This window comes from Anaerobacillus sp. QJM3NY_32 (assembly GCF_056173645.1).
Genome location: NZ_CM149684.1, coordinates 2816560 through 2835118 on the forward strand (window position 1 = coordinate 2816560; position 18559 = coordinate 2835118).

General features: G+C 39.3%; 17 protein-coding genes. 3 read left to right on the top strand and 14 right to left on the bottom strand.

The features are described 5' to 3' along the window. Position 1 precedes the first annotated feature (1 nt). The 10 genes from AC0VYH_RS14835 to gpr all read right to left on the bottom strand — a co-directional run bounded on the left by AC0VYH_RS14835 (position 2) and on the right by gpr (position 11931). Positions 2-754, bottom strand: a complete 753-nt coding sequence (locus tag AC0VYH_RS14835; RefSeq protein WP_430244184.1) for a 16S rRNA (uracil(1498)-N(3))-methyltransferase — start codon at positions 752-754, stop codon at positions 2-4. A 12-nt stretch (positions 755-766) separates the two neighbouring features. Further along, complete coding sequence (prmA, locus tag AC0VYH_RS14840) at positions 767-1711, bottom strand: 50S ribosomal protein L11 methyltransferase (RefSeq protein ID WP_194219502.1); 945 nt, start codon at positions 1709-1711, stop codon at positions 767-769. A gap of 98 nt (positions 1712-1809) precedes the next feature. After that, complete coding sequence (dnaJ, locus tag AC0VYH_RS14845) at positions 1810-2919, bottom strand: molecular chaperone DnaJ (RefSeq protein ID WP_194219501.1); 1110 nt, start codon at positions 2917-2919, stop codon at positions 1810-1812. Positions 2920-3265: 346 nt separating this feature from the next. Then, on the bottom strand, positions 3266-5098 hold the full coding sequence (gene dnaK, locus AC0VYH_RS14850) for a molecular chaperone DnaK (RefSeq protein WP_194219500.1): 1833 nt from the start codon (positions 5096-5098) through the stop codon (positions 3266-3268). A 31-nt stretch (positions 5099-5129) separates the two neighbouring features. Further along, entirely contained in the window at positions 5130-5702 is a 573-nt protein-coding gene (gene grpE / locus AC0VYH_RS14855; protein ID WP_194219499.1) for a nucleotide exchange factor GrpE, read from the bottom strand. Between the two features lie 92 nt (positions 5703-5794). Further along, positions 5795-6835 (bottom strand): heat-inducible transcriptional repressor HrcA, encoded by a 1041-nt coding sequence (hrcA, locus tag AC0VYH_RS14860; protein WP_226614406.1) that lies wholly within the window; start codon positions 6833-6835, stop codon positions 5795-5797. Between the two features lie 220 nt (positions 6836-7055). Then, positions 7056-8198 (bottom strand): radical SAM family heme chaperone HemW, encoded by a 1143-nt coding sequence (hemW, locus tag AC0VYH_RS14865; RefSeq protein ID WP_194219650.1) that lies wholly within the window; start codon positions 8196-8198, stop codon positions 7056-7058. 103 nt (positions 8199-8301) lie between these two features. Beyond that, complete coding sequence (lepA, locus tag AC0VYH_RS14870) at positions 8302-10134, bottom strand: translation elongation factor 4 (protein WP_194219497.1); 1833 nt, start codon at positions 10132-10134, stop codon at positions 8302-8304. A 260-nt stretch (positions 10135-10394) separates the two neighbouring features. Next, positions 10395-10745 (bottom strand): DUF3679 domain-containing protein, encoded by a 351-nt coding sequence (locus AC0VYH_RS14875; RefSeq protein WP_475372685.1) that lies wholly within the window; start codon positions 10743-10745, stop codon positions 10395-10397. Between the two features lie 67 nt (positions 10746-10812). Beyond that, entirely contained in the window at positions 10813-11931 is a 1119-nt protein-coding gene (gene gpr / locus AC0VYH_RS14880; protein WP_430244173.1) for a GPR endopeptidase, read from the bottom strand. Between the two features lie 156 nt (positions 11932-12087). Between gpr and rpsT the strand changes: the two genes are divergently transcribed. After that, on the top strand, positions 12088-12354 hold the full coding sequence (gene rpsT, locus AC0VYH_RS14885; RefSeq protein ID WP_194219495.1) for a 30S ribosomal protein S20: 267 nt from the start codon (positions 12088-12090) through the stop codon (positions 12352-12354). A gap of 44 nt (positions 12355-12398) precedes the next feature. On the opposite strand, the gene holA is transcribed toward rpsT, so the two are convergent. After that, on the bottom strand, positions 12399-13421 hold the full coding sequence (gene holA / locus AC0VYH_RS14890; protein WP_430244171.1) for a DNA polymerase III subunit delta: 1023 nt from the start codon (positions 13419-13421) through the stop codon (positions 12399-12401). 403 nt (positions 13422-13824) lie between these two features. Here holA and AC0VYH_RS14895 point away from each other — a divergent pair, with 403 nt between their 5' ends. Next, entirely contained in the window at positions 13825-13956 is a 132-nt protein-coding gene (locus tag AC0VYH_RS14895) for a YqzM family protein (RefSeq protein ID WP_194219493.1), read from the top strand. A gap of 25 nt (positions 13957-13981) precedes the next feature. On the opposite strand, the gene AC0VYH_RS14900 is transcribed toward AC0VYH_RS14895, so the two are convergent. From AC0VYH_RS14900 to AC0VYH_RS14910, 3 genes are all read right to left on the bottom strand, one after another. Then, the gene (locus tag AC0VYH_RS14900) at positions 13982-16264 is read right to left on the bottom strand and encodes a DNA internalization-related competence protein ComEC/Rec2 (protein WP_475372686.1); all 2283 of its coding nucleotides are present in this window, start codon (positions 16262-16264) and stop codon (positions 13982-13984) included. Next, the gene (locus tag AC0VYH_RS14905; protein WP_194219491.1) at positions 16264-16827 is read right to left on the bottom strand and encodes a ComE operon protein 2; all 564 of its coding nucleotides are present in this window, start codon (positions 16825-16827) and stop codon (positions 16264-16266) included. The genes AC0VYH_RS14900 and AC0VYH_RS14905 overlap by 1 nt, the downstream gene beginning before the upstream one ends. 67 nt (positions 16828-16894) lie before the next feature. Next, the gene (locus tag AC0VYH_RS14910) at positions 16895-17536 is read right to left on the bottom strand and encodes a helix-hairpin-helix domain-containing protein (protein ID WP_430244165.1); all 642 of its coding nucleotides are present in this window, start codon (positions 17534-17536) and stop codon (positions 16895-16897) included. Between the two features lie 101 nt (positions 17537-17637). On the opposite strand from AC0VYH_RS14910, the gene comER reads away from it, so the two are divergent. Then, positions 17638-18474: a late competence protein ComER gene (gene comER, locus AC0VYH_RS14915; RefSeq protein ID WP_430244163.1), complete on the top strand. Its 837-nt coding sequence runs from the start codon at positions 17638-17640 to the stop codon at positions 18472-18474. Positions 18475-18559: the final 85 nt, after the last annotated feature.

Here is an 18559-nt window from a genome sequence, read left to right on the forward strand (position 1 = left end):
ATCACCTCATTAGTTCAAAATGATAAGAAACTGCTGCCAGCACGTACATAGCAGCCGTTTCTGTTCGCAAAATCCTTGGACCAAGTCCACATGAAGCAAAACCAGCTTGAATTAAACTGGCTACTTCATTATCTGAAAGTCCGCCCTCTGGTCCAAATACGACCATTATTCGGTCATTCACATTTGCCTCGTGAAGCGTTTGAACAAGCGCAGCAGTTTCTCCTGCTCTCGCTTCCTCTTCATAAGCAATTAATTTATAATCATAAGACTCACTTGCTTTAATAAGTGATGAAATGGAATGAGGCATTTCAATCAATGGAATGGTTGTTCGATGGGATTGTTCAGCCGCTTCTTTTGCAATTTTTTTTAGCCTTTGCAACTTTTTAGCGCTTTTTTGCTCATCCCATTTTACAATAGAACGCTCAGCTTTAAAAGGGATAAACTGATCTGCACCTAGTTCTGTGCCCTTTTGTATGACTGTTTCTAGTTTATCTCCTTTAGGCAGTCCTTGAACAATTGTAACATGAACAGGGAGTTTCTTTTGTTCTTCCAACCATTCTAATGGAACAGCTTTGATTAAGTCCGAATTAATTTCTTCTAATTCGCATAGGGCTGATTTACCGTCTTCAGTGCAACATATGATGTTGTCACCCACTGTCATTCTCATCACTTTCGAAATGTGCTTCACATCTTCCCCTTCAATAGTAACGTGATCGTCTTGAACTTGAGAGGCAGAAATGAAATATCGTTGCATCGTTCTACCTCCTTACTCGTGGGGTTTTCTGGCAATAAACGCAACCCAATCTTCCATTTGGAGCGTTTCTTCAATGATAAGACCCTGTTCAATGATCGACTGTTTTACTTCCTGCTTTTTCGCAGAGATAATACCCGAGGTGATAAATGCACCACCTGGTTTAAGGACGCGAGCCACATCGTCTGTAAAGCGAATAATAATTTCTGAAAGTAAATTAGCGACAATGACATCGTAAGTTTCATCAATACCCTCAAGAAGATTATTTTGACTGACATTAATTTTGTGATGAACTTTATTTAATTTAGTATTTAACGCAGCACTTTTAACAGCTATTTCATCAAGGTCAAGAGCATCAACTGATTCAGCACCAAGACTAGCAGCCGCGATACTTAAAACACCTGACCCCGTACCAACGTCAATCACACGCTGACCCGGCTCAATGATTTTTTCAAGCGCTTGAACACACAATACCGTTGTCGGATGTGTTCCTGTACCGAAAGCCATGCCAGGATCAAGCTCAATAATAATTTCATCTGTTGTGACAGGCTTGTAATCTTCCCATGTGGGTGTAATCGTAATTCGTTCAGATATTTTGACAGGTTTATAATATTTTTTCCACGCTGTAGCCCATTCTTCCTCATTCACTTCACTGATTTGAACAGTGTTATGCCCTAAATCAATATCATAGACAAGTAGTCCATTAATCGCTTCTTTAATTTGTTCAACCGTTTCACCAAGAAAACTATTGACAGGCAAGTAAGCTTTCAAGATAACGCCTTCTTCAGGATAATCATCTGGATTGAGCTGATAAACCTCTCCGAAAGTAGTATCCCATACTTTCACAAGATCCATTGGGTCTTCAATGACTACCCCACTGGCACCTGCTTCATGTAGAATGTTTGATACTGCTTCAATTGCTTCGTTTGTCGTATGAATGCTTATCTCAGACCATTTCATTCATTGCCCACTCCTCTTTTGGATCCTTTTTTTCGGAAAGGAAACAGGCAGGCCACTTGAAGTAGTAGCCTGCAATCTGTTACCAGCTTTCACCTTACTTATTCTCCTTTGAACGCCTTTTTCACTTTAGAGAAAAAATTCTCATGCTGTTCGTCAGGTACCTGTCCGGAAATTTCACTAAACTCTCGTAGAAGCTCTTTTTGTCGATCAGTTAAGTGCTTAGGAGTAATCACTTGAATTTTAACATGTTGATCTCCCTGGCCATAACCACGTACGTTCTGAATACCTTTCCCTTTTAGACGGAAATTAGTTCCACTTTGTGTACCAGCTGGCACTTTAAGCTTCACTTTACCATGAAGGGTCGGCACTTCAATTTCATCTCCAAGACCTGCTTGTGAGAAGGTGATCGGCATTTGACATAACACATCATCGCCACTACGTTCGTAAAAGTCATGTGATCTCACATAAACAACTACAAATAAGTCTCCTGGAGGTCCACCGTTAACGCCAGCTTCCCCTTTTCCAGTTATGCGGATTTGTTGACCTTCATCGATTCCTGCAGGGAGTTTAACGTGAATTTTCTTTTTAACTTCAACTTTCCCTTTACCGCGACACGTCTTACACTTATCTTTAATAAGTTTGCCTGTACCTTCACAATGATGACACACGCGACGATTAACTACTCGGCCAAACGGAGTATTTTGCTCCACATTCAATTGACCAGCTCCACCACAGTGTGAACAAGTTTCAGGTGAAGTTCCTGGTTTTGCGCCAGAACCATCACATGTTGAACATTCTTCTTCTTTTGGAATAAAGATATCCGTCTCTTTACCAAATGCTGCTTCTTCAAAAGTTAGTTCCATTGAATACTGAAGGTCAGCACCCTGTCTCGGAGCATTTGGATTACGGCGACCTCCGCCACCAAAGAACATATCAAAAATGTCGCCAAAGCCACCGAAGTCAGCTCCTCCGCCACCAAATCCTTGATTTGGATCTGCGTGCCCAAACTGATCGTACTGAGCTTTTTTCTGAGAGTCACTTAATACTTCATAAGCTTCCGTTACTTCTTTAAACTTCTCATCTGCACCCGGCTCCTGGTTGATGTCTGGGTGATATTGCTTAGCAAGCTTTCGATAAGCTTTTTTCAGCTCGGCATCAGAAGCATCCTTACTTACGCCCAGCACTTCATAATAATCTCGTTTACTCATCGTATCCACTCCCGATTCTCTTCACATAACGTTTATCATATCATTGAGTTTATACGCTCTGCAATACTCTATCGTAAGCACCAGTGAACGCTAATAGCAAATTGGGCAAAGTTGGATAATAACCCAAAAGTTAATTGGTGAATATTACCATGATACGTCGCTTCCACCCGATTTTTAGAATTTTTCAAGTATGGAGAAAACGTGACCTGTGATTAGTTATTGTTCAACTGCAAACAACATTCTTAGCATACGTATTATATGGAATTGAATGGTTTGCATTTCATTTTAAACGAAAAAAGTCAAAGTCAAGATACGCCTGACTTTGACTTTTTTTCGTATCATCTTCTTACTTTTTGTCGTCGTCTACCTCTTCATACTCAGCATCAACGACGTTATCATCTGCTTGTTCAGCTCCGCCTTCTTCGCCAGCTTGAGCCTGTTGAGCTTGTGCAGCCTGCTCATAGACTTTCATTGATAAGGCTTGAACGATTTCTTGAAGCTCATCTTTCGCAGTGCGAATTGCTTCAATGTCATCATTTTCAAGAGCTGCTTTCACTTTATCTTTTGCTTCATTAGCTTTTGTCACTTCTTCTTCCTCTACTTGACCTTCAAGGTCTTTTAGAGTTTTATCAGTAGTGAATACGAGCTGATCAGCTTCGTTACGTGTTTCAACTTCTTCACGACGCTGCTTATCTTCTTCAGCGTTAGCTTCAGCGTCTTTCACCATGTTTTCAATTTCGTCATCTGAAAGACCGCTTGAAGATTTGATTGTAATAGACTGTTCTTTATTCGTACCAAGATCCTTCGCGCGAACGTTCACGATACCGTTTTTGTCGATATCAAATGATACTTCGATTTGCGGAGTTCCTCGTGGTGCTGGAGGAATATCAGTCAGCTGGAAGCGACCAAGAGTCTTGTTATACTGAGCCATTTCGCGCTCACCTTGAAGAACATGAATGTCAACTGAAGGTTGGTTATCAGCTGCAGTTGAGAAAGTCTGTGACTTACTAGTTGGGATCGTTGTATTACGCTCGATAAGCTTCGTAAATACGCCACCCATTGTTTCAATACCAAGAGAAAGTGGAGTTACGTCAAGAAGAACAACGTCTTTCACATCTCCAGCAATAACACCAGCTTGAATTGCTGCACCAAGTGCAACGACTTCATCAGGGTTAACGCCTTTGTGTGGATCTTGTCCTGTTTCTTTCTTAATCGCATCTTGTACTGCAGGAATACGAGTAGATCCACCAACAAGAATTACTTTATCAAGTTCAGATGGAGACATTCCAGCATCTTTAAGAGCCTGACGAGTAGGTGCCATTGTACGCTCTACAAGATTTGCAGAAAGCTCTTCGAATTTAGCACGAGTTAGGTTAAGCTCAAGGTGTTTAGGACCTGAAGCATCCGCTGTGATAAATGGAAGAGAAATTTGAGTTTGTGCTACGCCTGAAAGATCTTTCTTCGCTTTTTCAGCAGCATCTTTCAAACGTTGAAGTGCCATCTTATCCTGACCTAGGTCAACACCAGTATCTTTCTTAAATTCAGCTACTAGATGATCGATAATAACTTGGTCAAAGTCGTCACCACCAAGACGGTTATCACCAGCAGTAGACTTAACTTCAAATACGCCTCCGCCAAGTTCAAGGATTGATACGTCAAAAGTACCGCCACCAAGGTCAAATACTAGGATTGTTTGATCTTCATCTTCTTTATCAAGACCGTAAGCAAGCGCTGCAGCAGTTGGTTCGTTTACAATACGCTCTACTTCAAGTCCAGCGATTTTACCAGCATCTTTTGTTGCTTGACGCTCAGCATCGTTAAAGTAAGCAGGCACTGTAATAACCGCTTTTTCAACGCCTTCACCAAGATAATCTTCAGCGTAAGATTTTAGCTTCTGAAGAATGATCGCAGAAATTTCTTGAGGAGAAAATGATTTACCCTCAACGTCTTCTTTATGATCAGTACCCATATGACGCTTAATGGATTGAATTGTGTTTGGGTTTGTGATTGCTTGACGCTTCGCAACTTCACCTACTAGACGTTCTTCATCTTTAAATGCAACGACAGATGGAGTTGTACGGCTACCTTCCGGGTTCGGGATAACAGTAGCTTCTCCGCCTTCCATTACTGCAATACAAGAGTTTGTTGTACCTAAGTCAATACCGATAATTTTACTCATTACATTCTACCTCCTATTTCTTAATATGTAGTTAAGAGCTTACCTTTACCATTGCTGGCCGAAGGACGCGATCGTTTAGTTGATAGCCTTTTTGTAAGACCTCTACAACCACATCTGAATCATGTTCATCTGATTCAACCTGCATGACAGCCTGATGGAGATGCGGGTTGAATGCTTCTCCTACAGAACCAATTTCTTCGACACCTTCATTAGCAAGTGCCTCTTTCAACTGACGATACACCATTTCCATTCCGGTAAGCAATGACGTTACTTGCTCACTATCGCTTTGAACAGCTAGTGCACGTTCGAAATTATCCATAGCTGGGAGTAACCCTTCAGCTAATTTTTGAGAACGGTATTTTGCATCTGCATTTCGTTCTTCACGCGTTCTGCGGCGGAAGTTATCGTATTCTGCCTGAGTGCGCATATATTTATTCTCAAGCTCTTCAACCTGCTGTTGCAAGTTCTCAAGCTCTTCATTTTCATTGGTTTCAGATACTTCAATCACTTCAGGTTCATCATTCTCTTCAGCATTTTGCTCAAGATTCTCTTCCTCTTCAGTTAGAAGTTCTTCTTCCTCTTGATGACTGTTTTGCTTTTCCACGAATTTCACCTCCCTAACGAAATATAACAAATCTTTCTCCCATAGAAAAGGATGGAAGAAATGTTTCTCCCACCTTCTTCACTATTACCAATTTACCAGTGTTTGAAACTTTGATATCGATCGGTCAAGGTTCGAGTAAGATCATTTGCTAGAAAACCAAGAATACTCATTGAACGATGATATTCCATTCTAGTCGGGCCAAGCAAAGCGATAGAGCCCATTCGCTTGCCTTCTATGAAATAGTCGGCGGTTACGATGCTACAATGCTGCATCGCCTCAAGATCATTTTCCTGACCAATTTTAACTTCAATTCCATTTTTCTCAGGTCGAAGTATGTTATACATAACGTCTTCTTGTTCAAATGTATTAAGTAACAACCTGACTTTATCAATATCTTTGAATTCAGGTTGGGTCAGAATATTAGTCTTGCCTCCGTAATACACTTTTTCAGCATTGGTATAGAGAAAAAGATTTTCAAGCATTGTATTAACCTGATTATAATTTTCAATATGTTTCTTTAAGACAGTTGCCATTTCTTTCATCATTGTCGACTTCAAGGAGATTAGTGGAACGTCCTTCAAGCGTTCATTCATGATGTTCACAACTTTTTCAATATCAGACATACTGACCGAAGGCGGGATTTGCATTGTTCGGTTCTCGACATGTCCACTGTCAGCTACCAAAATCACAACGGCCGTATCCTTTGACAAGGGAATGATCTGAATTTGTCGAAGTTTCGTTTCAAATACTTCAGGTCCAAGAATAATGGACGTATATTGAGTTAGCTCTGAAAGTATTCCAGCAGATTGTTGAATCACTTTCTCTACTTCCACCATTCTCTCTGCAAAAAGAGAATGAATGTTATTCACATCTTTTTTCGAAAGCACAGGTGGAGACAGAAGATGATCAACATAAAAACGATATCCCTTTTCAGAAGGTACTCTTCCAGAAGAACTATGTGTCTTCTCGATGTAGCCCATCTCTTCAAGGTCCGCAAGTTCATTACGAATGGTTGCAGAACTGAATGTCACATCTTCACGCTTGGAAATCGTGCGTGATCCAACAGGCTCAGCCGTTTGAATGTAGTCATTAATCAATAACTGCAAAATGAATAGTTGACGTTCTGTTAACATCTCCTCATCACCTCTGTTAGCACTCTAATGTGCCGAGTGCTAAATCTATTAATAAGGTAACAGAAACTTATTTTAGTTGTCAATCATTACGTTAATCATTATTGTGACTAAACATTTCCAACAATAGAAAGGCTCTTAATTATCGCTTTATCGGGGTACTCTGAAGACCACCATCACTATCTTAGTTAACAACCTAAGGGCCTAATTGACAACGATGTCACTAGATAGCAAGAAATTCTTGAAATACTTCATTGCCTAAAAAGAAGCCTTGCTCTGTCAATGCAATATGTGATCCAGTATCTTTCAAGAGGTCGCTTCGGACTAACTTTTCAATTTGTTCACTAAAAACTTCCTCAATCGACTGATTAAATTTATACTTAAACGTCTCTTTTGAAACGCCCTCTCTCATTCGAAGGCCCATAAACATTTCTTCTTCCATTCGTTCGTTTTTCGTTAGAACATTGTCATCCATATACGGAAACTTGTTCTCATCTATTTTAGTCATATATTGCTTAAGCGGACCAGCATTTGCTCGTCGTACCCCATCAATATAGCTGTGAGCACCCGCACCTATTCCATAGTACTCATTATTCTTCCAGTACGTTATGTTGTGTCGGCTCTCGTATCCAGGCTTTGCGAAGTTACTAATCTCATACTGCAAAAGACCAGCTTCCTCAAGGCGTTTCATTAGAAGCTCATACATATCAGCTTCAGCTTCTTCCGTTGGAAGAGGTAATTCTCCTTTACGCCATTTGTTATAAAACACTGTTTTCTTCTCTACCTGCAAGGAATAAGAAGAAATATGAGTAATCCCTAATTCAATTGCTTTTGTAATCGACTCTGAGAATTGTTCAATAGTTTGTTCTGGTAATCCAAACATCAGATCCAGTGAGAGGTTAACAAAGCCCTCACTCTGAGCCATCTGAACAATTTCTCCGATTTCTTCAACGGAATGACCTCTGCCAAGCTTGTTTAGAAGCGTATCTTGGAATGCCTGAGCTCCGATACTTAATCGATTCACACCGTACTTCTTCATAATTCGAAGCTTCTCAGGTGTGACACTCCCAGGATTTGCCTCCATTGAAAACTCGAGGTGCTCGGATACATACGGACCAAAGCGTTCTTGAACGTCTTTTAAAAAGCGCTCAAGCTGCGCTTCGTTTAATGCTGTAGGTGTTCCTCCACCTACAAATATTGTGTCTATTCGATTGGTCGGGAATCGCTCCAATGTATTTTTCATTTCAGTATCCATATGAGCTAAATAGTCATCCACAGGCTGACCTTGCATAAAAACTTTATTAAAATCACAATAGTGGCATATATAGTCACAGAACGGAATGTGTAAATAAACAGCGTTAACCATTTCAATCACTGCTTTCTGGCATAATGTAAAGACCGCAGAAACGCTCTGCGGTCTTCTAACCTACATAGTATAAAAATCAACTCAGCACTTCAACTAAAGCACCTTAATTATTCTTCGTGTTATCCTGACGGAGGACAGCCATAAATGCTTCTTGAGGCACTTCTACTTTACCTACCGTTTTCATTCGTTTCTTACCTTCTTTTTGTTTTTCAAGAAGCTTACGCTTACGAGAAATATCTCCACCGTAACATTTTGCTAGTACGTTTTTACGCATAGCTTTGATTGTAGAACGGGCAACAATTTTCTGTCCAATAGAAGCCTGAATCGGGACTTCAAATTGCTGTCTTGGGATAAGGTCTTTCAATGTCTCAGTAATGTCTTTACCACGGTCATAGGCAAAGTCTCTGTGAACGATAATGGATAGAGCATCAATTGTCTCACCATTAAGAAGAATGTCCATTTTAACAAGGTTTGAAGCTCTATACCCAATTAATTCGTAGTCGAAGGACGCATAGCCTTTCGTACTTGACTTCAATTGATCAAAGAAATCATAAACAATTTCGGAAAGAGGAATATGATAGACAATATTCACACGACTTTCATCCATATATTGCATATCGATAAAGTCACCGCGTTTACCCTGACATAATTCCATAATAGCACCGACATAATCATTAGGTGACATAATTGTCGCCTTTACATATGGTTCTTGCACTTCCGCAATAGATTGCGCATCAGGCATCATTGCAGGGTTATCGATAATCACTTCTTCTCCGTCTGTTAGTTTAACTTGATAAATAACACTCGGAGCCGTCGTAATCAAATCAATGTTAAATTCTCGTTCAATCCGCTCCTGCACGATTTCCATATGAAGAAGTCCAAGGAAACCACAGCGGAAACCAAAGCCGAGTGCCTGAGATGTTTCTGCTTCGTATTGAAGCGAAGAATCGTTTAACTCAAGACGTTCAAGAGCCTCGCGGAGATCATTGTATTGCGCTGAGTCTACTGGATAAAGACCACAGTATACCATTGGATTCATTCTCCGATAACCAGGCAGAGGAGTTGCAGCAGGATTTTTCACAGCTGTAATTGTATCCCCTACACGAGAATCTCCCACATTCTTAATCGCTGCAGTAAGGAAACCAACATCGCCGACAGAAAGTTCTTTCTTAGATACCGGCTTAGGATTAAACACGCCAAGCTCATTTACTTCAAATTCTTTACCTGTCGCCATCATACGGATCTTATCGCCGACCTTAACAGATCCCTCTGTTATTCGAATATAAGCAACTACTCCCCTATATGGATCATAAAGAGAATCAAAGATAAGCGCTTGAAGCGGCCCTTCAGGATCTCCTTGTGGCGCGGGTACTTTCTCCACAATTTGTTCTAGAATGTCTTCTATACCAATTCCAGACTTAGCTGAAGCAAGCACTGCGTCAGAAGCATCCAATCCAATTACATCTTCTACTTCTTGCCTCACTCGTTCAGGCTCAGCACTCGGTAAATCGATCTTATTAATAACTGGAAGGATTTCTAAATCATTATCAAGAGCAAGGTAAACGTTCGCTAGCGTTTGAGCTTCAATTCCCTGTGCTGCATCAACAATTAATAATGCTCCTTCACAAGCTGCCAGGCTCCTAGATACTTCATAAGAGAAGTCGACATGTCCTGGTGTATCGATTAAATGAAAAATGTACTCTTCTCCATCTTTCGCTGTATAAGTAAGCTGAACAGAATTCAGTTTAATCGTAATTCCTCTTTCACGTTCGAGATCCATCGCATCGAGCGTTTGAGCTTTCATTTCACGGTCAGTTAACGCACCTGTCCGTTCTAAAATGCGGTCTGCAAGAGTCGATTTTCCATGGTCGATATGAGCAATAATGGAAAAATTTCGAATCCTGGACTGTCTTTTCAATTTTTCTTCAAGGTTCATCTACAATCACTCCTAAGGCGAAACTACGCTAGTATAGATTATAGCAATACCGCTGTCCAGATTCAATCCGGAATCCACCCATTTACATAGACTATGAATTTCTCTTAGAAATTCCTCTCTTTTTTTACAAGAAAAAATAACACTCTGTGACCTTTCAAGACTCAAATAATATATAAAATAACTTAGCTTTGTTAACTTATACTTTCGATTCTCGATTTTTAACATAGCCAATAATTTAAAAAAGGCCGCAAATGCGACCTTTATGATTGAAAAAAGGAAAGAAATGTCGTAATTAATGTGAATACAAACGCTAAAAGGGTTTTGATTAATGCTGATAACCAGTTACTAAGCTTTGAACCGAGGTCTCCTAGCACATTAAATTCATTTGCACCTTCTAACGTTTCTTGTTTATTTTGGAGATCGCTTTGTGTAATGGATGTTCCTAAAATTTCAGCTTCAACACCATTGGATGCAGTCTTGATTTGAAAAGCTCCAGTACTCTCATGATCCTGCATATGATTCATATTTCTAGAAGCTTGTTCCATTCCAAGAAGCACACCAAACAAAAGCAATGAAACAAGAAGAAAACATTTAAGAAAAAAAGATACCATCACTTCGGCCCCTTCCTGAAATAGCTCGTCCTTCAGTAATACCTATGCAAAAAAAACCAAAATATACTCAATGGGTATACATTCCACTGTTTTGTTGGTTTACTTCACCATGAAGGCAGCTATTAAGCCCTCCAGATATGACATTCGCCATATCTTCTATAAAAACATCTACTTCTTTAGGTGTAACCATTAAGTTGTGTCCCATAGGAGCAAGAACCTCTCGGATTAAATTACGTTTTTCTTCATCTTCTAACGTACCAATCATACCAAGAAATGTTTGTCTTTTCTCTGCATCCGGGAGATCATCCTCGGTATATGTTTTTCTTTCTCCGAAAGTCATTCCCGCAGGAGCTAACGATTTCGATGGCTTTCCTTTTTCCTTCAACTCTCTTCCAAAATGTTTCAAAATAAAATCAATCGTATCACTCGTTATAGAGACAGCGTCAACAACTGTTGGTATGCCAATCGCTATTACTGGTATGCCGAGTGTATCAAAGCTTAGCTCCTTACGCTTATTTCCTACACCTGAACCTGGATGGATTCCTGTATCAGAAATTTGTATAGTTGTATTTACACGCTCGATTGATCTTGAAGCAAGCGCATCTATTGCAATCACGAAATCAGGCTTAGCTTTTTCAATAACCCCATGTATAATATCGCTCGTTTCAATCCCGGTTACCCCCATGACACCTGGAGTAATTGCGCTTACAGGGCGAAACCCTTCTGAAACAGTTTCTGGTTGAAGCTCAAATAAGTGGTTTGTAATGAGCAAATTTGAAACAACTAATGGCCCTAGTGAATCTGGGGTAACATTCCAATTGCCGAGCCCAACAATAAGACAACTCGCTTCTTTCGCAATATTCTGTTGTTTAAGGAAAGCCGCAAATTCATGAGCAAAGACATCCTGAACGGTTTGTTGAAGAGCAGAGTCTTTTCGACGAATTCCCTGTACCTCGAAGGTAAGATAATGACCAGCTTTTTTTCCTATCTCTTTCTCACCCTCTTCTGTCACTTCAACGGTTGTAATATTTACTCCCTTTTCATTTCTTTCTTTCACAATAACGCCTTTAAGCCCATCAGGCTTATCTTCTTTCATGCTTTTTGCTTTTTTCTCTTTCACCATTTCTTGCGCTTCAACCGCAAGATCTGTTCTCACCTGATATTTTTCTAGATCAACGAATCCCATCAGATCACCTCTCATTCTATCTGTTACATGTTAGCGTAACCCTGAAATAAGGTTTTCATTCTCTATTGCAATTCATTGTGCTATTTGATAGAATGTTTCTTGTTCTATGCACGGATATGACATGGAATTGTTAAGCCTTGCAAGGAGGTGAAAGGTATGCCAAATATTAAATCTGCGGTTAAACGCGTTAGAACTCAATCTGATCGTCGCGCTAATAACCTCGCTTTCAAATCTGAAATGCGTTCTGCAATCAAGACTTTTGAAGCGAAAGTTGAAGCAAAAGACGTTGAAGCTGCGAAAACAGCTCTTAACCAAGCTTCTAAGCGCATCGACAAAGCTGCTGATAAAGGAATCATTCATAGAAACACAGTAGCACGTAAAAAATCTCGTCTAACTAAAATGTACAACGAGATTTCAGCGTAATTCCTTAAAACGTTAAAAGCTGTTGGGGCAACCCAACAGCTTTTTTATGTGTTTTTAATTTTAGTAACTAACAATTCAAGAATAAGTTTTTTATCCATTCTACCTGTTTTCATTTCATAATCCGATTCTGCGATTTGGTCTAGAATAAAACGCAACTTTTCTTCATGAAAACTTCGACTTTGCTGCTGTGCAATTTTAACCGCGTAAGGATGCAATTTAAGTGTCGAAGCCATTTGCTTTTGACCATAACCTCGCTTAGAAAGTTCACTAACCTGGTATATAATTCGAAACTGCCTGCCGATTAAAGAAAGAATTTTGATTGGTTCTTCATTTATTTTTAATAAATCATATAAAATACGAAAGGCTTTATCTAGGTCTTTTCTAACAATCCGGTCTATTAGCGCAAAAATATCATTTTCTAATGTTCTTGCAACAAGGAGATCAACAACCTCCGCATTGACAACTCCACCCTCACCAACGTATAGAGCCATTTTATCAATTTCCTGCTGCAATAACATCAAATGACTACCTGTTAATTGAACAAGCCTCTCTTCACCTTCCTGGTCAAATGTAACACCATTCTCTTTTGCTCGTTGCTGAAGCCAGTCCCCAAGATGACTTTCTTGTAAAGCCTCAGCTTTCACAAAGGCTCCTGCTTTCTTAATTGATTTTACCAATTTTTTTCTCTCATCCAGCTTTTCATAAGGTGCTTCAATAATGAGTATCGTAAAAGGAGAAGGGTTTTCAGCATATCGTTGAAGGGAATCAAGATCATGCTCAACTTTGCTTTTGTCCCTAGCAGCTGTTAAAAACAAAGGATTCTTTACTATTATCACCCGTTTCTCCCCGAGAAACGGCAGCGTTTCAGCATCTTCTACGGCAGCTTGTACGGGGGTTTCGTTTAGATCATAATAAGCAAGTCCAAATTCTCTTTCCTCTTCAGGTAGTGCCTGTTCAATGATCATTTTTTGCAGCTCATCAATTAGGAAAGCTTCTGTTCCTGTTAAGAGATATAGTGGATCTAACTTGTTCTGTTTGATTTTCTTTTTTAAGTCTGAAATGGACATTTATGTACACCTCGATTTTATTCGTCCATTCCTATCCTAATAGCAGACAACAAAGTTGGCAAGTAGAAAAGGGAAGCCGGCTGCTACAACCAGCCTCCCATTTATAGTAAACGCTGCTCCGTAAGGCCTAGGACTCTTACCAAGCAACGATGTTCGGTGTGTAGTAGATAGGATATCCTATGCAAAGTTAAAGTATGGGTGACAACTCTTTACAGGAAAGGGAGTGATTTTTTCGCATAAATTACGTTCATTAAAAACGTAAACAGTTCATGGATAATAAAGACATGAGGAATAATACATGATACAATATTGTTTGAAATGTACATTTAAAGGAAAACCCCTACATAAAGACTACATAGGTAGTTAACAGTGAATACTATTGGGGAAGCAGGAGGGAAGGCAAATGAACGAGTTCGAAAAAGATGTTCAAGCTAAGGAGAACGACGCTGTCCAATCAGCTGTTGGCTTTGCAGTACCATTTTTATTCTTTTCCATCATTTTCTTCACGGCTGTAATTATTAAAGCGCTAGGCTAAATAGACTGCCCCAGGCAGTCTATTTTCAATTTAACATCACAGACCACCTTCCAATTTTGTTGTTTCTAAAGATGTATCTCACCGTACCATTCTCATCTGTTCTGAGGACTGGAATATGAAGTTCTTCATACCTTTTCAAAACCTCTTCGTTTGGATGACCATATCGATTATTTACACCTACTGAAATAATCGAAAGCTCAGGTGATAAATGCTCAATAAACTCTTTAGAGCTGGATGTAGGGCTTCCATGATGCCCTACTTTTAGTACATCGATTTCTTTGAGGTAACCACTTGAAAGCAATCGACGTTCTCCCTCTTCTTCCAGATCTCCTGTAAATAGCCAACTATATCCGCCTAATCGTGCATGAAGTATAATGCTACCGTCGTTCTCTTCTGCTTTCTCTAAAGCCTGAAAAATTGTAAATCGAGCGTCATTCAGAGACCAGGATTGCCCCGCCTCCGCTAAAGAAATAGTGGTCCCCCCTTCTTTCGCAATATGAATCAACTCTTTTTCTAATGCCGTTTGTTCTGTGCTGTGATCGAGTAATAACCTTCTTACAGAGATCCCTTCAAGCAACTCCTTGGCTCCCCCCGCATGATCATAATCCCCATGTGTCAAAATTAACAAATCAACGGCACGAATTCCTTTAGACTTGATATATGGAAGGACTACATCACCCCCTATATCAAATGATGAAGCTCTTTTTCGCCACTCTTCCTCATTGCCATACATCGGTCTTCCTCCTGTATCAATTAAGATGACTTGCCTTTGAAAAGGCAATGTAATTAATATACTATCTCCTTGACCCACGTCAATAAACGACACTTCTCCATATGGATTCAAATAAGGCATAACGTATAATACGATGCAAAATACACTCCACAAAGTTCCGCCTAAGAAAACATTTCCACGCTCCCACAAAAGCAAGATACCAATACTTACGCCTAATGAGACAATTAGCGTTATGGCTGATATTTTCCCGAATACAACAATCGTATCCTTACCTGCAATAAATACAAAGAAAGTATGAATATGATCTATAAAAAAAACGAGAATTTCAGAAATAAATTGAAAAAGAAAATGTAAGTGGAGGGTATGCAATAGAAAGGTAAGCATCAAACCTGGTAATACAATGACTGAAATAATTGGAACATATATGAGGTTTAATCCAAGACTTAGAATGGAAATTTGATGAAAGTGATAAATAACAACGGGGAATGAAATAATTTGAGGGAGAACAGAAAGAGAAAGAAGCTGAGCGAATGGATGAGTTGAACGATTAATGATCGATTTGGAAGAAACAATTAAAGCAAACGCAATGAGAAAAGAAAGCTGAAATCCAATATGGTAGGCGTAATATGGGTTTACAGATAAAATAACCACACAAGCGAATGAAACACCATCAAGCGGATTGACATTTAACTTTAGCCGCAAGCTGATGACAACTAGCATAGCCATTAATGAAGCTCTCATAACAGAAGGAGCACATCCTGTTAGAGTCATATAAATCGGATAAAATGCAATGAGTGAAGTATACGCTTTTTCTCTGGTTAGTCCTAAACGGATACATAACCAAAAGAACACCCCTCCCACAACGCCAACGTGTAACCCCGAAACAGCCAGAACATGACTTAATCCTAAAACTTGATAAGCTTCCTCAACATCATCTGGTAATAGGCTTCGTTCGCCTATTAACAAAGAAGCAGCCAATCCATGAAGGCGGGCTGGGTATTCTGAAACAATGGTCGATAAAACATTTTGACGAGATTGCTGAACTAAAGAAAAAAATGACTTTGATAATTTGTGACATTCAGGCTTTGATTTTAGTTCATAAATCCAATGAATGTTTTGGTAATAAAGATAACGCTCATAATCAAATAAAGAGGGAACTCTGAGAGGGGATGGAGGCTCTAGCGACCCAGAAAGGTAACATGTATAACCAACTTCTAATTGCTCTACTTCATTTTTTTCTTGTATAGAGGAGATATAATAATTGACCTTCAATTTCTCTTTTTCAGTCTTTAGTTCAAATGACATGAAATCGCCATCAATTTCTGGTATTGACGAAATGGTTCCTAGAATAATACTTGGCCCTTCCTTTAAGGATGTTACATTAAAAACATTCACAATAACTGTATAACTAAAGAAAAGAATGCAGGTTAGGCAAACTAACAGCATTAATAGCTTTCGCTTGCCCTTCCATAACCATAGTAATACTACAAATAATACAAAAAAGGCGCCTGAAAAATTGACACTCATTACGCCAATGAATGCAGCAGCTGCTATGACCCACAAATTCCCTTTCATTACATGCCGTATAGTTTTGAAGCTTTCTCATATAAAGGTTTTACTTCTGTTGGATCGAGTCCAGCATCAGATACTTTTCTTAACAAATCAGCCGTTAAATCAAGTTTCTCTTGACTATTTGTATCCAAAATCATTTCTTCCAGCTCAACTTGTCTAACACTTACTCCTGCATCCTCAAATAATTCAATCGCATAAGGATGATTTTTATAATTCTCAGCGTAGATGACCGTTTTAATTCCAGCCTGTATAATTGCTTTACAGCAGTTGAGACAGGGAAAATGAGTAACATAAATTTCAGCATCAGTTGTTTGCACACCAAATTTAGCACATTGTATAATTGCATTCATTTCAGCATGAATGGTACGAACACAATGATTATCAATGACGTAACATCCTTCATCAATACAATGCACTCCACCTGACACAGATCCATTATATCCGCCAGCAATCATACGCTTATCCCTCACAATTGTTGCCCCTACAGTTAAACGAGTGCATGTGCTCCTAAGTGCAAGTAAATGGCTTTGCGCCATAAAATATTGATCCCACGAAATGCGTTCCAAGGTTCTCCCCCCAATGTCTTTTATCTTCTATTAGTTTGATCTAAATAAACTGTCTCGTCAATCTATCTCATTGAACCGTAATCAAATCCTTTAATTTCTCAAACGTTTTCTCCCCGATCCCACTGATGTTCATCAATTCTTCTATTGCAGTAAAACTACCATTGTCTTCTCGAAATTGGACAATTGCTTCAGCCTTGGCAGGACCTATCCCCGGCAGTTTTTGAAGCTCATTTAAATCAGCTGAATTAATTGAAACGAGCTGTGATTCAACACTTGGCTTCTCACTAACTGAACTAACTGAACTAGATGTCACTTCCCCAACTATTGGTACATAAATGACCATTTCATCCACTACTTTGCTTGCTAAGTTCAGCTGAACCTGATCGGCATCTTCAAGAAATCCTCCAGCTTTTTTAATGACATCCTTTACGCGCCCATTGCTATTTATTTCATACACGCCTGGCGCTACTACAGCTCCTTTCACGTCTACCAGTACGACACTAACTACTTCATCCGGCTTCTCTACAACCGTTTCTTTTGTTTCTTGGAGTTCACCACCTTCACTTTCTAAAAGCGCATGATCAAATGAGAGATTGTCTTGATTTTCTGCAAATACATTAAAATAAAAGAGGAAACTAATACCAACCGAAACGGCCAGAATAGAAAGAATTACTTTTTCACGAACAGTTAAATTTCGAAAATACTTCATTCTTCTCTCATACCTTTCTAATGTTTCATGGTCTTAAACATATATTGAGACTTTCATACATATGTTGTAGGAGAAATGAGTATGGAAGGAGGGGGAGTAAATTGAAAATCGGTGTAATTGGTACCGGCAATATGGGGACAATTCTTATTTCTTCCTTTATTGATTCGTGCGCCGTAATACCTTCCCATCTCACAATAGTAAATCGATCAATCGAAAAAGCGGCAACATTAAAAAGGCAGTACCCTTCGTTAAACCTTGTGAGAAGCGCAGAAGAAGTAGTGAAAAAATCTGATATGATCTTTGTTTGTGTAAAGCCACATGAGTATTTCCCACTCTTAAAGAAAATTCGACCTGGACTTAAACCCCAGCATCTTGTTGTTTCCATCACAAGTCCAATAAAGGTGAGTGAACTCCAATCGTTTGTTCCATGTGATGTTGCAAGAGCCATCCCAAGCATTACAAACAGGGCCCTAAGCGGCGCTTCACTCGTAACATTCAGCAGTCAGTGTTCTGAAGCAAATAAAGTGAAATTGCTTTACCTCATGTCACAAATTTCAACGCCGATCGAAACAGAAGAAGAAATCACTAGAGTTTCATCTGATATTGTCAGTTGTGGTCCTGCTTTTCTAAGTTACTTGATCCAACAGTTCATCGAAGGAGCAGTAGCTGAAACAGACTTATCAAATGAACAGGCTTCCATTTTGGCTACTGAAATGCTGATCGGGATGGGGAAGCTTCTTGAAAAAGATTATTTTTCACTTGAAACATTGCAGAGAAAAGTAACTGTAAAAGGAGGCGTAACTGGAGAAGGGTTGAAAGTTCTCGAAGCGGAAACTGGAGAGATGTTTCGTCATTTAATACAGAGCACTCATAAAAAATTTGATGAAGATCGCGAAGGAATTAAAATTCAATTCAAGGAAGAATCGAGACAAAAATAATAACTACTTAAAGTTCATTCGTCAAAACTTAGCCGTTTCCTTTAACCAAATAAAAAAAGAGTGATTTCAATTGAAATCACTCTTT